Origin of the sequence: Streptomyces sp. NPDC049970 (assembly GCF_040660235.1) — a bacterium.
Lineage (GTDB): Bacteria > Actinomycetota > Actinomycetes > Streptomycetales > Streptomycetaceae > Streptomyces.
Genome location: NZ_JBFALP010000001.1, coordinates 432,455 through 451,490, shown reverse-complemented (window position 1 = coordinate 451,490; position 19,036 = coordinate 432,455). Strand labels below are relative to the sequence as shown.

Below are 19,036 nucleotides of genomic sequence, written 5' to 3'. Positions count from 1 at the left end.
GGAGCGGATTGTCAGTGCAGTCCGGCAAGCTGGAGCAGCAGGGACTTCACTTCGGTGGCCTGGACTCGGCCGGTGAACGCGTGGGGGGTGGAGCAGAGGATGAGCGGACCTTCGTCGTCGCTCGTGGGGAGGCGGCCGTGGCTGCCGCGGATAGGTGAGGGGTCGAGGGGCACGACCGCCATGCGGTAGCGCATCCCGAGCTTCTTGCGGGCCACCGCCGAGGCGGCCTTGACCCGGACGTAGGGGTCCTGGGGGTCCATGAAGAGTTCCACCGGGTCGTAGCCCGGTTTCCGGTGGATCTCGACGAGTTGCGCGAAGTCGGGCGCGCGGTCGTCGTCGAGCCAGTAGTAGTACGTGAACCAGGCGTCCTTCTCGGCGACGGCGACGAGCTCGCCGGAGCGGGGGTGGTCCAGGTGGTGGGCCTTCTTGCCCGCGTCGTCGAGGAGTTGCTCGATGCCGGGCAGGTCCGCCAGCGCTTCCCGGGTCGCTTCCAGGTCCTCGGGCCGGCGTACGTAGACGTGGGCGAGCTGGTGGTCGGCGACGGCGAAGGCGCGCGAGGCCATCGGGTCGAGGTACTCCATGCCGTCCTGGGTGTGCACCTCGAGGAGGCCGGCCCGGCGCAGGGCGCGGTTGATGTCGACGGGCCGGTCGACCCGGGTGATGCCGTACTCGGAGAGGGCGACGACCGTGCGTCCGCCGGCCCTCGCGTCGTCGAGCAGGGGGGCGACGGCGCGGTCGAGGTCGGCGGCGGCCCGGTGCGAGCGCGGGTCGTCGGGGCCGTAGCGCTGGAGGTCGTAGTCGAGGTGCGGGAGGTAGCAGAGGGCCAGATCGGGGGTGCGGGTGGCGAGGAGGTGGCGGGTGGCGTCGATGATCCACTGCGAGGAGACGAGGTCGGCGCCGGGGCCCCAGAAGTGGAACAGCGGGAAGGTGCCGAGCTTCTCGGTCAGCTCGTCGTGCAGTGCCGGGGGCCTGGTGTAGCAGTCGGGTTCCTTGCGGCCGTCGGCGTAGTACACCGGCCGGGGGGTGACGGTCCAGTCGGTGTCGGCACCCATCGCGTACCACCAGCAGATGTTGGCGACGGTGTAGCCGGGGTGGGCGCGCCGGGCGGCGTCCCAGAGCTTGTCGCCCTCGACGAGTCCGTTGTGCTGGCGCCACAGGAGGACGTCGCCGAGTTCGCGGAAGTACCAGCCGTTGGCGACGATGCCGTGCTCGGCGGGGGTGGTGCCGGTGAGGAAGGTGGACTGGGCCGCGCAGGTGACGGCGGGCAGGACCGTGGTGAGCGGTGCCTTCGACCCGGCCATGGCCCGGAGGTTCGGCATGTGGTCCAGCAGTTGCGGCGTGAGCCCGACGACGTCGAGGACGAGGAGGGGGGTGGGACGAGCGGCGGTTTCGGGCGCGGTCATGGGAGCTCCTTCAGCCCGAGGTCGACGAGGAGGTCGCGGGCGAGGGTGAGTTCGGCGGCGATGCCGTCGGCGAGCTGGGTTCGGGTGCGCGGCCGCAGTTCCACCGGGAGCGCCTGCCAGGTGTACGTCTCGACCTCGAGGTGCCGGGTGAGGGGCGCGGCCCCGCCGACGAGCCTGGTCAGTACGGACTGGAGCACCGGGAGCGTGGAGGTGAGCGGTGGCGCGGGCGGCGCGTGCAGGGGGACGTGGAAGTGGGAGCGCCAGGGCGTGCTGTCGGGGAGCGTCCCGCCCGACACGGCCTCTTCGAGGTCGTCGGTGCCCCGGAGGCCCGCGGCTGTCAGGGTGCGTGTCTGGTGCAGGAAGCGGGGTTCGGCGAAGGCCCCGAGTGCGGCGCGTACCTCTGGCAGGTGTGGGTGTTCGGCGTGCAGCGCCGCGGAGAGCTGGGCCTTGGCGACGGGTACGCCGGCTGCGCGCAGGGCGTCGAGTGCGGTGTCCGGGTCCTCGAAGGAGGTGGCGAGGTGGCAGGTGTCGACGCAGATGCCGATGCGTTCATGCCCCACCGAGGTGAGAGGGGCGATGGCGTCGGCGGTGGTCTCCACGGTGCAGCCGGGCTCCGGTTCGAGACCTATCCTGATCGACTTTCCGGTCAGCTCGGCGAGGGCGTCGAGCCGCTGCGCGAGTGCCGTGAGGGCTTTCCGCGCGGTGTCGGCCGCCGTGGGGTCGTAGCCGTACGGGGTGCGCCAGGCGATCGGCAGGGTCGAGATGGTGCCTTCGGTGACGTCGTCGGGGAGGAGTGCGGCGAGCAGCCGGGCCAGGTCGGTGGTGTGTGCGAGGCGCTCGGGGTCGGTCCAGTCCGGTGTGTAGACGCGGTACTTGACCTCCTGGGCGCCGAAGCCCTCGTAGGGGAAGCCGTTGAGGGTGACCACCTCCAGGCCGCGGTGCTCCATTTCGGACCGCAGGGAGCGCAGTGCGGCGGGGTCGTTGACCAGGGCACGCGCGGCGTCCCTGGCCAGCCAGAGGCCGATGCCGAGGCGGTCCCGCCCGAGCCGTCTGCGTACGGGCTCGCAGTGGTCGCGCAGTTGGGCGCGGACTCCTTGGAGGGTTTCGGCGGGGTGCACGTTCGTGCAGTAGGCCAGGTGGACGGTGGAGCCGTCGGGGTGGCGGAAGCGCATGCCTCACTCCCCGCCGCGGAGGATGGAGTTGCCCTCGTGGAGTGCGCCGGGGGCGGCGACGTCGAGCTGGAGCCGGCCGCTCTGCCCGTAGAAGGCGACGGGGTTGCGCCAGAGGACCTTGTCGACGTCGTCCTCGTCGAACCCCGCGTCCAGCATGGCGTCGGCGACCTTGCGTGTCTTGAGCGGGTCGCTCCTGCCCCAGTCAGCGGCCGAGTTGACGAGGATCTTGTCGGTGCCGTGGTTCCGCAGGACCGAGATCATGCGGTCCTCGTCCATCTTGGTGTCGGGATAGATGGAGAAGCCGGCCCAGCAGCCGCTGTCCACGGCGTCCTTCACGGTCGTCTCGTTGAGGTGGTCCAGCAGGACGAGCTCCGGGGCGAGGTCGGATTCCCGGATCACGTCGATGGTGCGGTGCAGTCCGGCGAGCTTGTCCCGGTGCGGGGTGTGGACGAGCGCGGGGAGGCCGTGTTCGGCCGCGAGCTGGAGCTGGGTGGCGAGCGCGGTGTCCTCGGCGGGGGTCATCGAGTCGTAGCCGATCTCACCGACGGCGACGACGGAGTCCTTGACGAGGTACCGGGGCAGCGCGTCCAGGACGGGCGTGCAGCGCGGGTCGTTCGCCTCCTTGGGGTTGAGCGCGAGCGTGCAGTGGTGGGCGATGCCGTACTGCGAGGCGCGGAAGGGTTCCCAGCCGAGGAGGGCGTCGAAGTAGTCGAAGAAGCTGGCGGGCGAGGTACGGGGCTGGCCGAGCCAGAAGGAGGGTTCGACGAGGGCGCGGACCCCGGCGTCGTACATCGCCTGGTAGTCGTCCGTGGTGCGGGAGGTCATGTGGATGTGGGGGTCGAAGATCCGCATCAGGATTCCTCCGTGGACGTGGACGAGGTGGTGGGGGTGAGGGTGGGGGCGGGGTCCGGGGCGGTGAGGGTGAGGACGGTGCGCAGACCGGCGGGCACGACCCGTCCGGCCGCGGTGCGTTCGTCGGCGAAGTCGCTGAGCATCCGGGCGAGTTCGGCGTCACCGTGGGCGCGGTCCGCGAGCCGGTCGAGGGCCTCGACGGGAACTCCGCTGAACAGGCACTTGAGGACGGCGTGCCGCCAGCCGTGCGCGTCCAGGTGGGCAGCGCCGTACGGGCCGACGGCCGCGGCGACCAGCCGGGTGTCGTTGGCACGCAGCGCGTCCTCGACGAGCGGCAGTGCGGTGGCGCCGAGATCGAGCCGGTGCAGGGCCAGGAGGACGGCGCGGCGTTCGGCGGCGGTGCCCCGGTCGTAGAGCCTGGTGACGGCGGACAGCCCGGCCCGCGCCTCGACGAGCAGCAGCACGCGTACGGAGTCGGCGTGCTCGGGTCCGCACTGTCTTCCCGCGGAGGCGAATCGCAGCTCCCAGGGTGGGTCGCCGCTGTCCGCGCCCGGGTGGGCCGCCGCGTGCGCGGCCTCGGCGAGCGCTTCGTCGAGCCAGGCTCTGGCCGCCCCTCGGAGCAGGCCTTCGAGTTCCTTGCGGTCGGTCAGCACGGTGCGGCTCCGTTCGTCGTCCCGGTGGCCCTGCGCAGGAAGTCGATCGAGTGGCGGGCGAGTTCGGGGCCCACGTGGGAGTGCCTGGGCAGTTCCACGACGGTGAGGCCGGAGTAACCGGTGGCGGAGAGCGCTTCGAGCACCGGCGGGAAGTCGATCTCGCCGTCGCCGAAGGGCAGGTGTTCGTGGACCCCGCGTCGCATGTCCTCGATCTGGACGTGACGCAGCCAGGGCGCGGCCTCCTTCACGCAGTCGACGGGCGAGGAGGGTTCCAGGCACTGGCAGTGGCCGATGTCGAGCGTGAGTCCGAGCGGGCCCGGGTCGCCGAGCAGCACGCGGAGCTGGTGGAAGTCGGCGATCGTGGCCAGGAGGTGGCCGGGTTCCGGCTCGACGGCCAGCGGGATGCCCGCCCGCTCGGCGGCGTCCAGTACGGGGGCGAGCGCCTCGGCCAGCCGCTGCCACGCGGTGCCCGTGGTGGTGCCCGGCGGGGTGAGGCCGCTGAAGCAGTGCACGGCGTGGGCCCCGAGGTCGGCGGCCACCTCGACGGCCCGGACGAGCAGGCCGCTGCGGGCCGCGCGGGCATCGGGGTCCGGGTCGAGGAGGGAGGGTCCGTGTTTGCGCCGGGGGTCCAGGACGTAACGCGCGCCTGTCTCGACGGTCACGCCCAGGCCCAGTTCGGCGAGCCTGTCCGCCACCCGGCGGGTCCGGACGGCGAGGTCCGGGGCCATGGGGTCGAGGTGCATGTGGTCGAGGGTCAGGCCTACGCCGTCGTAGCCGAGGTCGGCCAGCAGGCCGAGGGCGTCGTCGAGCCGGAGGTCGGTCAGTCCGTTGGTGCCGTAACCGAGGCGGAGTGTCACGTGGGGCTCACCTTCCGGGCGAGCGCGCGTGCGAGGGGGACGAGTCCCATGGCCGCGAGCCCGACGAGGGGTGCCCCGGCCCTGGCCGCGAGTGCGGCCTGCAGCGGGATCATCGCCCGGATGCCGCCGCCGACGGCGCGCTGGGTGAGGGGCGGGGACGGGTTGAGGGCGGCGTGCAGGAGCGGGACCGCCGAGGTGCGCAGGTAGGTGCCGGTGAACGCGGGCAGCAGGAGCCGTTCGGCGCCGGTCGGCACGGGGCTCCCCGGTACGTCGCCGGTTGCGCCCCGTACCGGTCGGGGGTGCAGGACGGCCGCGCCGAGGGCCGCGACCCCGGCGAGCGCCGCCAGGGGCGCCGAGGTGGAACCGCCCTGGGCCTCGTGACGGGAGACGGCCGTGACGGCGTAGGTGTGTCCGCCGAGCACGAGGGCGGAGGGCAGCGCGGCACGGAGTGGGTGTGCGGAGCGGGTCGAGGCGTCCCGCCGCCGTTGTGCGCCGGGGGCCGGAGGATTGGCCGAGCGTGACGCCTTCGGGGTCTCTCCCCCGAGGCCGCCCCGCGATCCCCCGAGGCCGACCCCCGATCCGCCGCGGCTGGTCGCCGGTCCCCCGCGGCCGGTCGCCGTCGCCGTCGCGCCGAGCAGCAGGTCCAGGGCGCGGGCGGAGGCCATCGCCGCCGGGCCCAGCCTCGTGTGCTTGAGGTGCAGGTCGTAGGCCCAGACCGTCGCCGCCAGGCCGGATGCGACGGCCAGGGCGGGGCGGCCGGCGCGGGCGGCCAGGGCGAGACCCGCCGCGGTGAGGGCGCCCGCCGCGGTCAGCGCGGCGGCCGGGGCGACACGGCCCGACGGGATCGGGCGGTGCGGTCGGTCGATGGCGTCCTCCTCGCGGTCCGCCCAGTCGTTGAGGGCCATGCCCGCCTCGTACAGGCACAGCGACGCGCCGACGGCCAGCGCGGTCCCCGGCCCGGGGCGGCGGCCGACCGCCGCGGCACCGGCGAGCGCGTCACCGGGGACGCTGAACAGCGCGGACACGCGGAGCAGTTCCGCCCAGGCGCCCAGGCGCGCCCGGGGTCGGGGCCTGTCCGGTGCCGGCGCAGTCCCGCCCGCACCGGACAGGCTGTCTGAGGGCGCCGGAACGGGCCCGGCGGCCGGCGGCCGGGCGCTGGGCAGCCGGGGCGTCCCGGCCGTCGCCGCGGTCGGCCGCAGCGGCCTCATCGGGCGGCCCGCAGGCGCTCGGCGAAGGCCAGCAGGGAGGCGTACTGCTCGGACAGGGCGGACGGTCCCCCGTCGGGGTCCTTGAAGTAGAAGCCCAGTTCGGGACGTGGGCCGGTGAGGCCGGCCTCGTGGGAGCGGGCGAGCAGCCGGGCCAGGTCCAGGACCAGGGGCGCCGCCAGGGCCGAGTCGCAGCCCTGCCAGATGGTCTGGAGGATCATGCGCGAGCCGAGGAAGCCGTCGAAGGCGATGTGGTCCCACGCGGTCTTCCAGTCGCCCATCGCCGGTACGTCGTCGATGTGCACCTCGCCCTCGGGGGCCGCTCCCAGCGTGTCGGCCAGTACGCGTTCCTTGCCCGCATTCTTGGCCGCGGCGGCGGCCGGGTCCGCCAGTGCCGCCCCGTCCCCGCCTCCGAGCAGGTTGGTGCCGGACCAGGCCCGCACCGGCAGTGCGCGCTGGACGAACATCGGTGCGAGCACGGAGCGCAGCAGTGTCTGGCCGGTCTTGCCGTCGCGTCCGGCGTGGGGAAGTCCGCAGGAGTCGACGGCGTCCCGGAGCCGGGGGCTGCGCAGCCCGGTGGAGGGGGTGAAGTTGGCGTAGGCGCAGCCGGCACGGAGCGCCGCGGCGGCGTAGAGGGAGCTGGCGGGGAGCCGGGTGTCGGCCTCGCCTGGTGCGGGCTCGGTGGACGCGACGTTGATGACGACGGTGCGGGCCAGTTCGTGGCGGCGCGCGAAGTCGTCCAGGTCCGCGGCGAAGGCGGAGATGAGCTCCTCGTCGGTGCGGGTGTCGCCGGCGAGCGGTCCACCGGTGCGTATCTCGGCGTCGGCGCGGGCGAGTTCGGCCTCGACGGCCGAGGGCAGCCCGTGCGGCAGCACTCCGCCGGCGGCGAGGGCCTCGGCCCGCTTGGGCAGGGGGCAGTCGAGGGTGTCGTGGCCGCCGAAGACGAGGGAGGTCAGGGACGGCAGTCCGGTGTCGGTGAAGGGTGGCGTCTCGGTGACCATGCCGGTCGGCGGGTGGAGACCGGCCGCGATGGCCGCGCACCCAGCGGTCGCGGTGGTGGCGACGGAGCCGCGGGCTCCGATGAACCAGACTCCGGTACGGACGGCATGTGCGGTCACGGGCTGCCTCCCTGGGGGGATGAAGAGGGGTGGTGAACGGTGGGCGGGGAAGGCCGGGGCCCTCCCCGCCCACCGTCGGCGCAGGAGGTCGCCGCCCTACGTCGAGGGCAGCTCCTTCAGCTGGATGTCACGGAAGGACACCTGGTCGTCGGCCCCGTGGTTCTGGAGGCCGATGTAGCCGTCCTTGAGGCTGCGGACGGGGTCGGTGTTGGTGAAGTCGTTGATCTTCACACCGTTGAGGAAGACCTGGAGGCGTTCCCCCCGGACCTTGATCTCGTAGCTGTTCCACTGCCCGGGGGGCCGCAGGACCCGGTCACGGGCCTTGATGTCGGCGGACTTGAAGGTGTAGACGGCGCCGGTCGTGCGGTCGGCCGCGTCGGTGGCGTCGATCTGGACCTCGTAGCCGTTGTCCACCGCGGACCACGGGTCGTCCGACTCGGGGAAGCCGACGAAGACACCGGAGTTGTCGTCGCCCGCCATCTTCCAGTCGAGCTTGAGGGAGTACGACTCCAGCTCCTTGGCCTGGTAGGTCAGCAGGCCCATGCCGCCCTCGGAGCGCAGTTCACCGTCGGCGACGGTGAACTTTCCGGGGCCGGCCTGCTTCCAGCCGTCGAGCGTCGTGCCGTTGAAGATGGACCGGTAGCCGGTGTCCGGCTTGCAGTCGGCCTTCACCTGTCCGGCGGCGTACCGCAGTCCGCCCAGCAGGTGCTGGCGGAGGGCCGGCTCGGCGTAGGACTCCTTGGTGTGGCCGAGGCCGGTGTAGAAGGAGCGTCCGCCCTGGTACGCCTGGCACCAGGCGATCGGGTGGTCGCCCTTCATCTTGCCGCCGGTGTAGCTGGTCTCGTCCAGGGTGGCGAGTACCTGGGCCTTGTCCCGGGGGTTGGTGCGGTAGTTGTACCATTCGTCGGTACGGTCCCAGGCCTCGTCCAGGTGTGCGGTGGCCGGGTGGTCGTGGTTCTCCACCCGCACGGTCGCGGGCTGGATCTGCGGGTGCGAGTCGAAGTAGGCGCCGACGAGCCCGCCGTAGAACTCCCAGTCGTACTCGGTGTCGGCGGCGGCGTGGACGCCCATGTAGCCGCCTCCGGTGGCCACGAAGTTCTCGAACGCCTTCTGCTGGTCGGCGTTCAGGACGTCCCCGGTCGTCGACAGGAAGACGACGGCGTCGTAGCGCGCCAGGTTGCTGGTGGTGAACTGGCCGGCCTCCTCGGTGGAGTCGACCGTGATGTTGGCGTCCTTGCCGAGCTCCTTCAGCGCGGCGGTGCCCTCGGGGATCGAGTCGTGGCGGAAGCCGCCGGTCTTGGAGAAGACCAGGACGCGCTTGGCGGTCTTGTCCACCGGGCTGTTCGAGAGCTCGAAGTCGTCCACGTCGTAAAGTGCTCCGCTTCCGCCCTTGAAGACCAGGAAGAGTTGCGTGGCCTTCTTCGGCGCACCGCGCAGCGGTACGTCGATGTCCTGGAAGGAGTCCCAGCTGCCGGTCACCGGGACCGGCGCGGAGCCGAGGATCTTGCCGGTGGGCGATCCGGCGCGTACTTCGAGGAAGCCTCCCGCGCCGGCCGATGAGGTCCGGGCGGTGAGCTTGGTCGAGCCGTCCAGGATGTACGGGGTGAAGGAGATCCAGTCGCCGTTGTCGATGTCGCCGACGGTCCTGCCGCCATGGGCACTGGTCTTGCCGGGTGTGGTGACGCCGGAGGAGTCGTCGAAGTGCTCGGCCTGCCGGTGACGGGGCTGGAGTTTCGCCTGGTCACGGCCGGTCAGCGCGGCCTGGCCGCCGCCCCCGCCGTCCGTGTAGGACGCCGAGATGCCGCCGTAGATGTTGGCGTTGGGGTCGTGGCCGCCCTCCATGGCGGTCTTGATGGTGCCTTCGCAGCCGTGCTCGGTGGTGATGTCGTGGCCGTGGCTGTCATGGCCCAGGGTGAACTTGACCTCGACCTCGGTGCAGTCGACGGTGCCGTCCTCGGGGTCCGTGACCGTCACCTTGAACGGCACCTCGTCGCCGAACTCGAACGGATGCCCGTCGGACGGCGCCTCCAGGACCACGGTCGGCGCCGTGTTGCCGACGGTCACGTGCACGCTCGCCGAACCGGTGCGGCCCGACGGGTCCTCGGCGGTCACGGTGGCGGTGTACGTGCCGTTCTTCTTGTACGTGTAAGTGGGGTCGGCCGCGGTGGACTTCCCGCCGTCGCCGAAGTCCCACGCGTAGGTGAGCGTGTCGCCGTCGCCGTCGGTCGTGCCGGCCGAGGAGAACTTCACCTTGAGCGGTGCCACGCCGGACGTCTTGTTCGAGGAGGCCTCGGCGATGGGTGAGCGGCCGCCGGTGGCGTTCTCGATGCGGTACAGCGCCGAGTGCTCGTCGCCGCCGAACCAGGAGAGCCCGTAGTCCAGGACGTACAGCGCCCCGTCGGGGCCGAACGCCATGTCCATCACCTGCGTGCCGGTCCACGGGACGTCGTTGACGGACTGGACCGCGCCTTCGCCGTCCTGCTCGATGCGCTTGATCCACTGCCGGCCGAACTCCCCGGCGAAGAAGTCGCCGTCGTACTCCTCGGGGAACTTCACCGGTGAGTCGAGGTCGGCGTCGTAGTGGTAGACGGGACCGCCCATCGGGGACTCGGAGCCGGTGCCGAACTCGGGCACGGAGGCGCCGTCGTACGGGATCCAGGCGGCCTGCGACGGAGGCAGGTCCACCAGACCGGTGTTGTACCGCGACTCGTTCTTCGGGGCGGCGCAGTCGAAGCGGGCTCCGGAGGTACCCGTCGCGAAGTCGAAGTCGTTGAAGGCATCGTTGTCACCGGTGCAGAAGGGCCAGCCGAAGTTGCCGGGCTTCGTCACCCGGGCGAACTCGACCTGGCCGGCCGGCCCGCGGTTCGGGTCGGCGGCGCCGGCGTCGGGGCCGTAGTCACCGACGTACAGGATCCCGGTGGCCCGGTCGACGCTGAAGCGGAAGGGGTTGCGGAAGCCCATGGCGTAGACCTCGGGCCGCGTCCTGTCCGTGCCCGGGGCGAAGAGGTTGCCCTCCGGGACGGTGTACGAGCCGTCGTCCGCCACCTTGATGCGGAGGATCTTGCCGCGGAGGTCGTTGGTGTTGCCGGAGGTGCGGCGGGCGTCGAAGGCCGGGTTGCGGTCGGCCCGGTCGTCCAGTGGCGAGAAGCCGTCGGACGCGAAGGGGTTGGAGTCGTCGCCCGTCGAGAGGTAGAGGTTGCCCTGCGCGTCGAAGTCGATGTCCCCGCCCACGTGGCAGCACATGCCGCGAGTCGTCGGGATGTCGAGGACCTTCTTCTCGCTGGCGTTGTCGAGGGTCCCGTCCTCCTTGAGCACGAAGCGGGAAAGGCGGTTGACGCCGTCGAACTTCGCGAAGTCCGCGGCGGTGCCGTTCTCCGGGGCGTCGCCGGCGGGGGTGTCCAGGGGCGGCGCGTAGTAGAGGTAGATCGCCCGGTTCTCGGCGAAGCCGGGGTCGATCCCGACGCCCTGGAGGCCTTCCTCGTCGTGCGAGTAGACGGGGATGGTGCCGGAGATCCGCGTGTTGCCCGCGCTGTCCGTGATCCGCAGCTCTCCGCCGCGCGCGGTGTGCAGCACGCTGCGGTCGGGGAGTACCGCGAGCGAGATGGGTTCGCCGGTCTCGGCGGCGCCCTTGGCGAGGGTCACCTGCTGGAAGTCCTCTGCGGCGTCCTGCGCGGCCGGCGCCTTGGGCGCGTCGGCGGAGGCGGGCGGGGATCCCAGGGTGAGCGTGGCGGCGGCGAGCAGTCCGCCGGTGAAGAGGGCGAGTGTTTTTCGGGCTCGGAGCCGTCTGCTGCTTCTGTGCACGTGCGTCCTCCGGAGTGTGCCGGTTGTTCGGGCGGGTGCGTTCTGCCGTTCGGCGCGGGGACTGCCGCGCTCGTCATCGGAGCTGTGGGGCACCGGTGACGTGAGTCATGTCGTGTACACGAAGGGGACGTTAGCCGTGTTCGTCCGGGACGGAAAGCCCTTGCGCAGAGACCGGGTCGACTTCTCCCCACGGAAGGACAAAGAGGTTTCAGGGCATGGCGAACCGCCTCCCGGCGCCGCCCCGGAGACAGGCTCCGCCGGTGGCCGGGTCGCGCCGGAGCGGGGTGCGGGTCCCCGGGGGGACCCGCACCCCCGGGTGCTAGTCGCCCCCGCCGAAGGCCGCGTCGAACGACGCGGTGGGCGGGTCGAAGTCGAACCGCCTGAGCGACGCCAGCGCCTCGGGCGCACCTGTCAGCCGGTCCATGCCCGCGTCCTCCCACTCGACCGAGACCGGGCCCTCGTAACCGATGGACCGCAGCATCCGGAAGACGTCCTCCCAGGGCACGTCACCGTGCCCCGCGGACACGAAGTCCCAGCCGCGCCTCGGGTCGCCCCAGGGCAGGTGGGAGCCGAGGCGCCCGTTGCGGCCGTCGAGGCGCTTGCGCGCCTCCTTGCAGTCCACGTGGTAGATCCGGTCGCGGAAGTCGTAGAGGAAGCCGACCGGGTCGAGGTCCTGCCACACGAAGTGGCTCGGGTCGAAGTTCAGCCCGAACGCGGGCCGGTGGCCGACCGCTTCCAGGGCCCGGTGGGTGGTCCAGTAGTCGTACGCGATCTCGCTCGGGTGCACCTCGTGGGCGAAGCGCACTCCTTCCGCGTCGAAGACGTCCAGGATCGGGTTCCACCGCTCGGCGAAGTCCTCGTACCCGCGCTCGATCATGTGCGGGGGTACCGGCGGGAACATCGCGACCAGGTGCCAGATGGAGGATCCGGTGAAGCCGATGACGGTGTCGACGCCGAACGCGGCGGCCGCCCTGGCGGTGTTCGCGATCTCCTCGGCGGCCCGTCGCCGTACGCCTTCGGGCTCCCCGTCCCCCCAGATGCGGGTGGGCAGGATCCCCTGGTGGCGTTCGTCGATCGGGTTGTCGCAGACGGCCTGGCCGACCAGGTGGTTCGAGATCGCCCAGCACTTGAGGCCGTACTTGTCGAGCAGCTGTCGCCGCCCGTCGAGGTAGCCGGGATCCGCGAGGGCCTTGTCGACCTCGAAGTGGTCTCCCCAGCATGCGAGTTCGAGACCGTCGTAACCGAAGTCCCGGGCGTGCCGGCAGACCTCCTCCAGTGGCAGGTCGGCCCACTGGCCGGTGAAGAGAGTGAAGGGACGGGGCATGCGCGGAACCTCCTAGAAGGGCACCGGGGTGTGTACGGAGTTCTTGGCGGCGCTCTCCTCGACCGCGGCGAGCACCCGCTGCACCTGGAGTCCGTCGGCGAACGTCGGTGCGGCGGACCGGCCTTCGGCGATGGCACACACGACGTCCCGGGCCTGGTGGACGAAGGTGTGCTCGTAGCCGAGTCCGTGGCCCGGCGGCCACCACGCCTCCAGATAGGGGTGCTGGGGCTCGGTGACGAGGATCCGGCGGAAGCCCGCGCTGGTGGCCGGCTCGGTGTGGTCGTGGAAGGAGAGCTCGTTGAGACGTTCCAGGTCGAAGGCGATCGAGCCCCGCTCCCCGTTGATCTCCAGGCGCAGGGCGTTCTTGCGTCCCGCAGCCATCCGGGTCGCCTCGAAGGAGGCCAGTGCCCCGGACGCCAGGCGCCCGGTGAAGAGTGCCGCGTCGTCGACGGTGACCGCCCCCCGCGCGGTGCCGTCCGCGGAGCCCGAGAGCCCGGCGCCCGGCCCGGCGAGCACCGGCCTCTCGCGCACGAAGGTCTCGCTCACCGCCGACACACCGACCAGCGGCTCGCCGGCCAGGTACTGGGCGAGGTCGACGATGTGCGCTCCGAGGTCTCCCAGCGCACCGGAGCCGGCGTGCTCGCGCTTGAGCCGCCAGGTGAGGGGCGACTCGGGGTCGACGAGCCAGTCCTGAAGGTAGGTGGCCCGTACGTGCCGCAGGATGCCCAGCCTGCCCTCCTCGATCATCCTGCGGGCGTAGGTGAGGGCCGGCACCTTGCGGTAGTTGAAGCCCACGATCGCCACCTGGCCACGGACGGCTGCCCGCTCCGCGGCCTCCACCATCGCCTCCGCCTCGGCGACCGTGTTGGCCAGCGGCTTCTCGCACAGCACGTGCTTGCCCGCTTCGAGCGCGGCGATGGCGATCTCCGCATGGCTGTCGCCGGGTGTGCAGATGTCGACCAGCTGCACGTCGTCCCGGGCGATGAGCGCGCGCCAGTCGGTCTCCGCCGCCGCCCAGCCGTGCCGGGCGGCGGCGGCCTCGACGGCCGTACGGTCGCGCCCGCAGATCGCGGCGAGAGCCGGTCTCGCCGGCAGGTCGAAGACGTGTCCCGCGGTGCGCCACCCCTGCGAGTGGGCTGCGCCCATGAACGCGTATCCGACCATGCCGACCCCGAGCGTCGCCTTGGGCGGCGGTGCCCCGGTCTCCTGCTCCGTCTCTTCCCTACGGGCCATGCGGACTTCCTCCTCGTCGGTGGTTCGGTGGCGGCGGCGGTGCGGGATCAGCTGAAGCCCGTCGGCAGGTACTGGTCGATGTTCTCCTTGGTGACCACGGCCGAGTACAGGGTCAGCGAGGTCGGGATCTCCATCTCGGAGAGGCCCGCGACGCCCTTGCTCTGGCCGAGAGCACGCGCCAGGTCGATGGCGGAGGCGGCCATCGTCGGCGGGTACAGGACGGTGGCCTTGAGGACGCTGTCGTCGGCCTTGATGGCGTCCATCGCGGACTTCGCACCGGCGCCGCCGACCATGATGAACTCGTCGCGGCCGGCCTGCTGGATGGCCCGCAGCGCGCCCACGCCTTGGTCGTCGTCGTGGTTCCACAGGGCGTCGAACTGCTTCTGCGCCTGGAGGAGTTGTGCCATCTTCGCCTGGCCCGACTCCACCGTGAAGTCGGCTGCCTGACGGGCCACCAGCTTGACGTTGGGGTAGTTCTTGAGGGCGTCGGCGAAGCCCTTGCTGCGCTGCTTGGTGAGTTCCAGGTTGTCGATCCCGGCGAGTTCGACGACCTTGGCGCCCGACTTGTCCTTGAGCTGCTCGCCGATGTAGTGGCCCGCGTTGAGCCCCATGCCGTAGTTGTCGCCGCCGACCCAGCAGCGGTAGGCCTGCGGGGAGGCGAAGATGCGGTCCAGGTTGACGACGGGGATGCCCGCCTTCATGGCTTCCAGACCGACCTGGGTGAGTGCCTTGCCGTCGGCGGGGAGGACGACGAGGACGTCGACCTTCTTGTTGATGAGGGTCTTGACCTGGCCGATCTGGGCGGCCGTGTCGTTGGAGCCCTCGGTGATCTCCAGGGTGACCTCGGAGTACTTCTCGGCCCGCGACTTGGCGTTGACGTTGATCGCGTTGAGCCACCCGTGATCGGCCTGGGGGCCGGCGAAGCCGATGGTGACGGGCGCTCCCGGCTTGTCGTCGGCGGCGGGCTGGTTGCTCTGAGCGGTCGCCTTCTCCTTGGGCTCGTTGCTGGTACAGGCGGTGAGGAAGGCTCCCGCGGAGACGGCCGCGGTGCCGAAGAGCAGTCCTCTGCGGCTGGTTTCTGGCATGGCTGTCGAACCCTTCATCCGGTGCGGTGTGTACGGAACAGCGGGTGGGTGATCAGTGCTCTGTCACCGAGGGGGTGCTCGGACCGCGCCGCCCGCTCAGGTCTCGCCGCCGCGCAGTGTGCGGCGCTGGACGAGGACGGCGGCGACGATGATGGCGCCCTTGGCGATCTGCTGGACGTCGCTCTGCAGATTGTTGAGCGCGAAGATGTTGGTGATCGTGGTGAACACCAGGACCCCGAGCACCGAACCGACGATGGTGCCCCGGCCGCCGCTCAGGAGGGTGCCTCCGATGATCGCGGCGGCGATGGCGTCGAGTTCGTAGAGGTTGCCGTTGGTGTTCTGGCCCGATCCGGACAGGATGACCAGCATGAAGGCGGCGATGCCGCAGCAGAGCCCGGAGAGCAGGTAGAGGTAGAGGCGCTGACGGCGTACGTCGATGCCGGCGAGCCGGGCCGCCTCCGCGTTGCCGCCGACGGCGACCGTCCGGCGCCCGAAGGTCGTCCGGTTCAGGATCAGCCAGCCGGCCACGGTCACCGCGGCGAAGACGAGGACCAGGGGCGGGATGCCCAGGACGTAGCTGTCGGGCAGGCCGAGGTCCAGCACCGACTGGACGGTGACGATCTGCGTCTTGCCGTCGGTGATCTGCAGGGCGAGCCCGCGGGCCGAGGCGAGCATGGCCAGCGTCGCGATGAAGGGGACCATGCGCCCGTAGGCGATGAGGACCCCGTTGACGAGTCCGGCGGCGAGACCGACGACCACGGCGGTGAACAGGATGCCCGCGAAGCCGAAGTCCTGGGTGGCGAGGGTCGTCGCCCAGACGGAGGCCAGGGCGACCATCGCACCGACCGACAGGTCGATGCCGCCGCTGATGATCACGAAGGTGACACCGACGGTGACGACCCCGATGACGGAGGACTGCGTCAGGATCAGCTGGAGGTTCCCGGTGTCCAGGAACGCGTCCGGTTCGGTGAATCCGCCGACGGCTATCAGTACGGCGAGGACACCGAGCAGTGACAGGTTCCGGACATCGGCACGCAGGCCGAGTGCGCGCGGGCCACCGGCCTTTTTCGGGGGCGGCGAGGCCGCGGGGCCGTCGACGGCCCCCTTCTCCGGCCCCTGGTGCTGCGCCGACGGTGCGGGCTGTGTCATGACGTCGGGCTCCCTTCCATGACGAGGTCGAGTACACGGTGCTCGTCGAGCTCCCTGGCGTCGGCCGTGTGCACGACACGACCCTCGCGGAGCACCAGCACCCGGTCGGCGAGGCCCAGCACTTCGGGCACTTCGCTGGAGACGAGCAGAACGGCGAGGCCTTCGTCGGCCAGCCGGCGGATCACGGCGTAGAGCTCGGCGCGGGCGCCGACGTCGACACCGCGGGTCGGTTCGTCGAGCAGCAGGACCCGGCAGCCGCGAAGCAGCCAGCGGGCCAGGACCGCCTTCTGCTGGTTGCCGCCGGACAGTGTGCGCACCGCCGCGTCCGGGTTGTCGGGACGCAGGGAGAGTTCGCGGGTCGCCGCCCTCGTGGCCTTGCGCTCCGCACCCCGGTCGAGCCAGCCCGCCCGGGCGAAGCGGGAGAGGGAGGAGACGGAGACGTTGCGGGTCACGGACTCGGTCAGCAGCAGGGCCTGGGCCTTGCGTTCCTCCGGGGCCAGCCCGACTCCCGCGTTCACGGCGGCCCGTACGCTGCCGAGGCGCAGGGGCTTGCCGGCGACGAGGACCCGCCCCGCGGTCGGCTTGCGCGCGCCGTAGACGGTCTCCAGGATCTCGGAGCGGCCCGAGCCGACGAGTCCGGCCAGGCCGACGATCTCACCGGGCCTCAGCTCCAGGTCCACGGGTTCGAACTCGCCTTTGCGAGTGAGCCCCTCGACCTTCAGCACGGGCTCGGCCGTGGCCCGTCCGACACCGGGTGCGGGCCGCTCGGGGAAGACGTACTCGACGTTGCGGCCGGTCATCATGGCAACGATGTCGCGGGTGGGGGTGGACTTGGCGGGAAGCCCGACGGCCACGGCCCGGCCGTCCTTGAGCACGGTCACGCGGTCCCCGATGCGGCGGATCTCCTCCAGCCGGTGGGAGATGTAGACGACGGCCACACCGTCGGCGGTGAGGCCGTCCACGGTGCGGAAGAGGTTGTCTACCTCGTCGGGGTCGAGAGCGGCGGACGGCTCGTCCATCACGATCAGCCGGACCTCGTGGGAGAGCGCCCGCGCCATGGAGACGATCTGCTGGTGGGCGGCGGAGAGGTCGCCGACCGCGCGGGCCGGGTCGATCTCAGGGTGGCCCAGCCGCTTCAGGAGCGCGGCGGCCTCGGTGCGGGCCTCGCGGTTGCGGACGACGAAACCGGCGCTGGTGGGTTCGTGCCCCAGGAAGACGTTCTCGGCGACGGACAGCCCCTCGACCAGGTCGAGTTCCTGGTAGATGGTGGCGACGCCCAGGCGCATCGCGGTGATGGGCGAGGAGAGCTGGACGGGTTCGCCGAGCCAGGTGATGGCTCCGTCGTCGGGCTGGTGGGCTCCGGCCAGCACCTTGATGAGGGTGGACTTGCCGGCGCCGTTCTGGCCGAGGAGGCAGTGGACCTCGCCGGCCTGCACCTCCAGGTCCACGCCGTCGAGCGCGCGTACGCCGGGGAACGACTTGGTGATGCCGGACATCGTGAGCAGGGGTGGTTCTGGTGCCATGACGAATCCCCTCGGCGAACGGGGTCTCCCCTGCTCGAACGAAGCCGAGAGCGCGGGGAAGGCCGGTGAGCGGGCAGGGCGCAGTGCCGGCGGGGCCGGGTACTGCTGACGGACTTGCTGCGTGGTGCTGCCGTGCGGTGCGGTGCGGTCCAGCTGCTTGGTGCTGCCGTGCTGTGCCATGGTGCTGCGTGCTGCCGTGCGGTGCGGTCCTGCGGGCGGAGCCGTGGTGCGGTTCTGCTGCGGTGCGGTCCTGCGGGCGGGCTGGTCACGGTGATGACTGCGGGTCGCCCGTCGGACGGCGTACCGGCCCTGACATCAGGCCGGCGAGAACAGGTGGTCGCTGATGAGCCTGGCCGCGCCGGTGACTCCGGCCACCGGCCCCAGCTCGCCGAGGACGATGGGCAGGTTCCCCGTGGCCAGCGGCAGGGACTGCCGGTAGACCTGGGTCCGGACGCTGGCCAGCAGGTTGTGGCCGAGGCCGGTCACCCCGCCGCCGATCACGACGAGGCCCGGGTTGAAGAAGCTGACGAGTCCCGCGATGACCTGGCCCACGCGGTTTCCGCCCTCGCGGATCAGGTCCAGCGCGGTGGGGTCACCGGCCGCCGCGGCCGCGGCGACGTCGATGGCCGAGAGCCTGCCCGCGGCGTCCAGGCGGGAGGCCAGTTCGGCGGATCTGCCCGCGCGGGCCGCGTCCTCGGCGTCCCGGGCGAGGGCCGCGCCGCTGAAGTGGGCCTCCAGGCACCCGCGGTTGCCGCAGGCGCAGGCGCGTCCGTCGGGTTCCACCTGGATGTGGCCGATGTCCCCGGCGCTGCCCGTCGTACCGCGGTAGACCTCGCCGCCGACGACGATGCCGCAGCCGATTCCGGTGCCGATCTTGACGCAGAGGAAGTCGCCCACGGAACGGGCCACGCCCGCGTGCTGCTCCCCCATGGCCATCAGGTTCACGTCGTTGTCGACCATGACGGGGCAGCCCAGTTCCTGGCTGAGCGCCTCGCGGACCGGGAAGCCGTCCCACCCCGGCATGATCGGCGGCGCGACCGGCACCCCCTCGGGGAAGCGGACCGGTCCCGGTACGCCGATGCCGGCGCCGTCGAACCCTTCGGCGAGCCCCGAGGCCCGGAGTTTCGCCGCCATGGTGAGCACCTGCTCGAAGACGGCTACGGGCCCCTCGCGTACGTCCATCGGATGGTTCAGGTGGCCTAGGACCTCCAACTCCGCGTTGGTGACGGCGACATCGATGGACGTCGCGCCGATGTCGACCCCGAGGAAGCGCAGTTCGGGTGCGAGCCTGATGTTGTGCGAGCGGCGACCGCCGCGGGAGGCGGCGAGCCCGTCCGCCACGACGAGACCGGTCTCCAGGAGCCGGTCCACCTCGACGGCGAGCTTGGAGCGGGAGAGATCGACCTGATCCCCCAGCTGTGCACGGGAGTTGGGTCCGTCGTCCCGCAACAGCCGGAGCAGTCGCGCCTGGTGCGTGTTCGCGGGTCGTGCCGTCATGCGTCTCACGCGTCCCTCCCCGCCACATCGGCCAGTCCGTCGGGCTTTCGAGGGGGAACGTAGCAGCGGTTTACCCGAGTGGGAAGAAGTTGCGCAGGAATCCGTGCCAACTTTCTCCACACTCAGGACAAAGGTGTCCGCAGGCGTCCGCCGGAGCTCGGAGA

General features: G+C 71.6%; 14 protein-coding genes. All 14 read right to left on the bottom strand.

What is annotated here, in order from left to right:
- Positions 1 to 11: 11 nt before the first annotated feature.
- Positions 12 to 1,403, bottom strand: coding sequence for a nucleotide pyrophosphatase/phosphodiesterase family protein (locus AB0I83_RS01920; protein ID WP_356839811.1), 1,392 nt, complete (start codon positions 1,401 to 1,403; stop codon positions 12 to 14).
- A complete protein-coding gene (eboE, locus tag AB0I83_RS01915; RefSeq protein WP_363303224.1) occupies positions 1,400 to 2,575 on the bottom strand; it encodes a metabolite traffic protein EboE in 1,176 nt (391 codons plus the stop codon). Before eboE ends, AB0I83_RS01920 begins: the two co-directional genes overlap by 4 nt.
- A 3-nt stretch (positions 2,576 to 2,578) precedes the next feature.
- Entirely contained in the window at positions 2,579 to 3,427 is an 849-nt protein-coding gene (locus AB0I83_RS01910) for a TatD family hydrolase (protein ID WP_356839809.1), read from the bottom strand.
- Complete coding sequence (locus AB0I83_RS01905) at positions 3,427 to 4,080, bottom strand: EboA domain-containing protein (protein WP_363303223.1); 654 nt, start codon at positions 4,078 to 4,080, stop codon at positions 3,427 to 3,429. The genes AB0I83_RS01910 and AB0I83_RS01905 overlap by 1 nt, the downstream gene beginning before the upstream one ends.
- Positions 4,074 to 4,937 carry a sugar phosphate isomerase/epimerase family protein gene (locus tag AB0I83_RS01900; protein WP_363303222.1) on the bottom strand — a complete coding sequence of 288 codons (864 nt, stop codon included), beginning with the start codon at positions 4,935 to 4,937 and terminating at the stop codon, positions 4,074 to 4,076. Before AB0I83_RS01900 ends, AB0I83_RS01905 begins: the two co-directional genes overlap by 7 nt.
- Entirely contained in the window at positions 4,934 to 6,145 is a 1,212-nt protein-coding gene (locus tag AB0I83_RS01895; protein WP_363303221.1) for an SCO3242 family prenyltransferase, read from the bottom strand. The genes AB0I83_RS01900 and AB0I83_RS01895 overlap by 4 nt, the downstream gene beginning before the upstream one ends.
- Positions 6,142 to 7,260 (bottom strand): inositol-3-phosphate synthase, encoded by a 1,119-nt coding sequence (locus AB0I83_RS01890; RefSeq protein WP_363303220.1) that lies wholly within the window; start codon positions 7,258 to 7,260, stop codon positions 6,142 to 6,144. The genes AB0I83_RS01895 and AB0I83_RS01890 overlap by 4 nt, the downstream gene beginning before the upstream one ends.
- A gap of 96 nt (positions 7,261 to 7,356) precedes the next feature.
- A complete protein-coding gene (locus AB0I83_RS01885; RefSeq protein ID WP_363303219.1) occupies positions 7,357 to 11,061 on the bottom strand; it encodes a ThuA domain-containing protein in 3,705 nt (1,234 codons plus the stop codon).
- A gap of 319 nt (positions 11,062 to 11,380) precedes the next feature.
- Complete coding sequence (locus AB0I83_RS01880; RefSeq protein ID WP_363303218.1) at positions 11,381 to 12,385, bottom strand: sugar phosphate isomerase/epimerase family protein; 1,005 nt, start codon at positions 12,383 to 12,385, stop codon at positions 11,381 to 11,383.
- Between the two features lie 12 nt (positions 12,386 to 12,397).
- Positions 12,398 to 13,618 (bottom strand): Gfo/Idh/MocA family oxidoreductase, encoded by a 1,221-nt coding sequence (locus AB0I83_RS01875; RefSeq protein WP_363303217.1) that lies wholly within the window; start codon positions 13,616 to 13,618, stop codon positions 12,398 to 12,400.
- Between the two features lie 47 nt (positions 13,619 to 13,665).
- Positions 13,666 to 14,703 (bottom strand): substrate-binding domain-containing protein, encoded by a 1,038-nt coding sequence (locus tag AB0I83_RS01870; RefSeq protein ID WP_356531939.1) that lies wholly within the window; start codon positions 14,701 to 14,703, stop codon positions 13,666 to 13,668.
- Positions 14,704 to 14,799: 96 nt separating this feature from the next.
- Positions 14,800 to 15,852 carry an ABC transporter permease gene (locus tag AB0I83_RS01865; RefSeq protein WP_363303216.1) on the bottom strand — a complete coding sequence of 351 codons (1,053 nt, stop codon included), beginning with the start codon at positions 15,850 to 15,852 and terminating at the stop codon, positions 14,800 to 14,802.
- Positions 15,849 to 17,375, bottom strand: a complete 1,527-nt coding sequence (locus AB0I83_RS01860) for a sugar ABC transporter ATP-binding protein (RefSeq protein ID WP_363303215.1) — start codon at positions 17,373 to 17,375, stop codon at positions 15,849 to 15,851. The genes AB0I83_RS01865 and AB0I83_RS01860 overlap by 4 nt, the downstream gene beginning before the upstream one ends.
- A gap of 315 nt (positions 17,376 to 17,690) precedes the next feature.
- Complete coding sequence (locus tag AB0I83_RS01855; RefSeq protein ID WP_356531934.1) at positions 17,691 to 18,872, bottom strand: ROK family transcriptional regulator; 1,182 nt, start codon at positions 18,870 to 18,872, stop codon at positions 17,691 to 17,693.
- Positions 18,873 to 19,036: the final 164 nt, after the last annotated feature.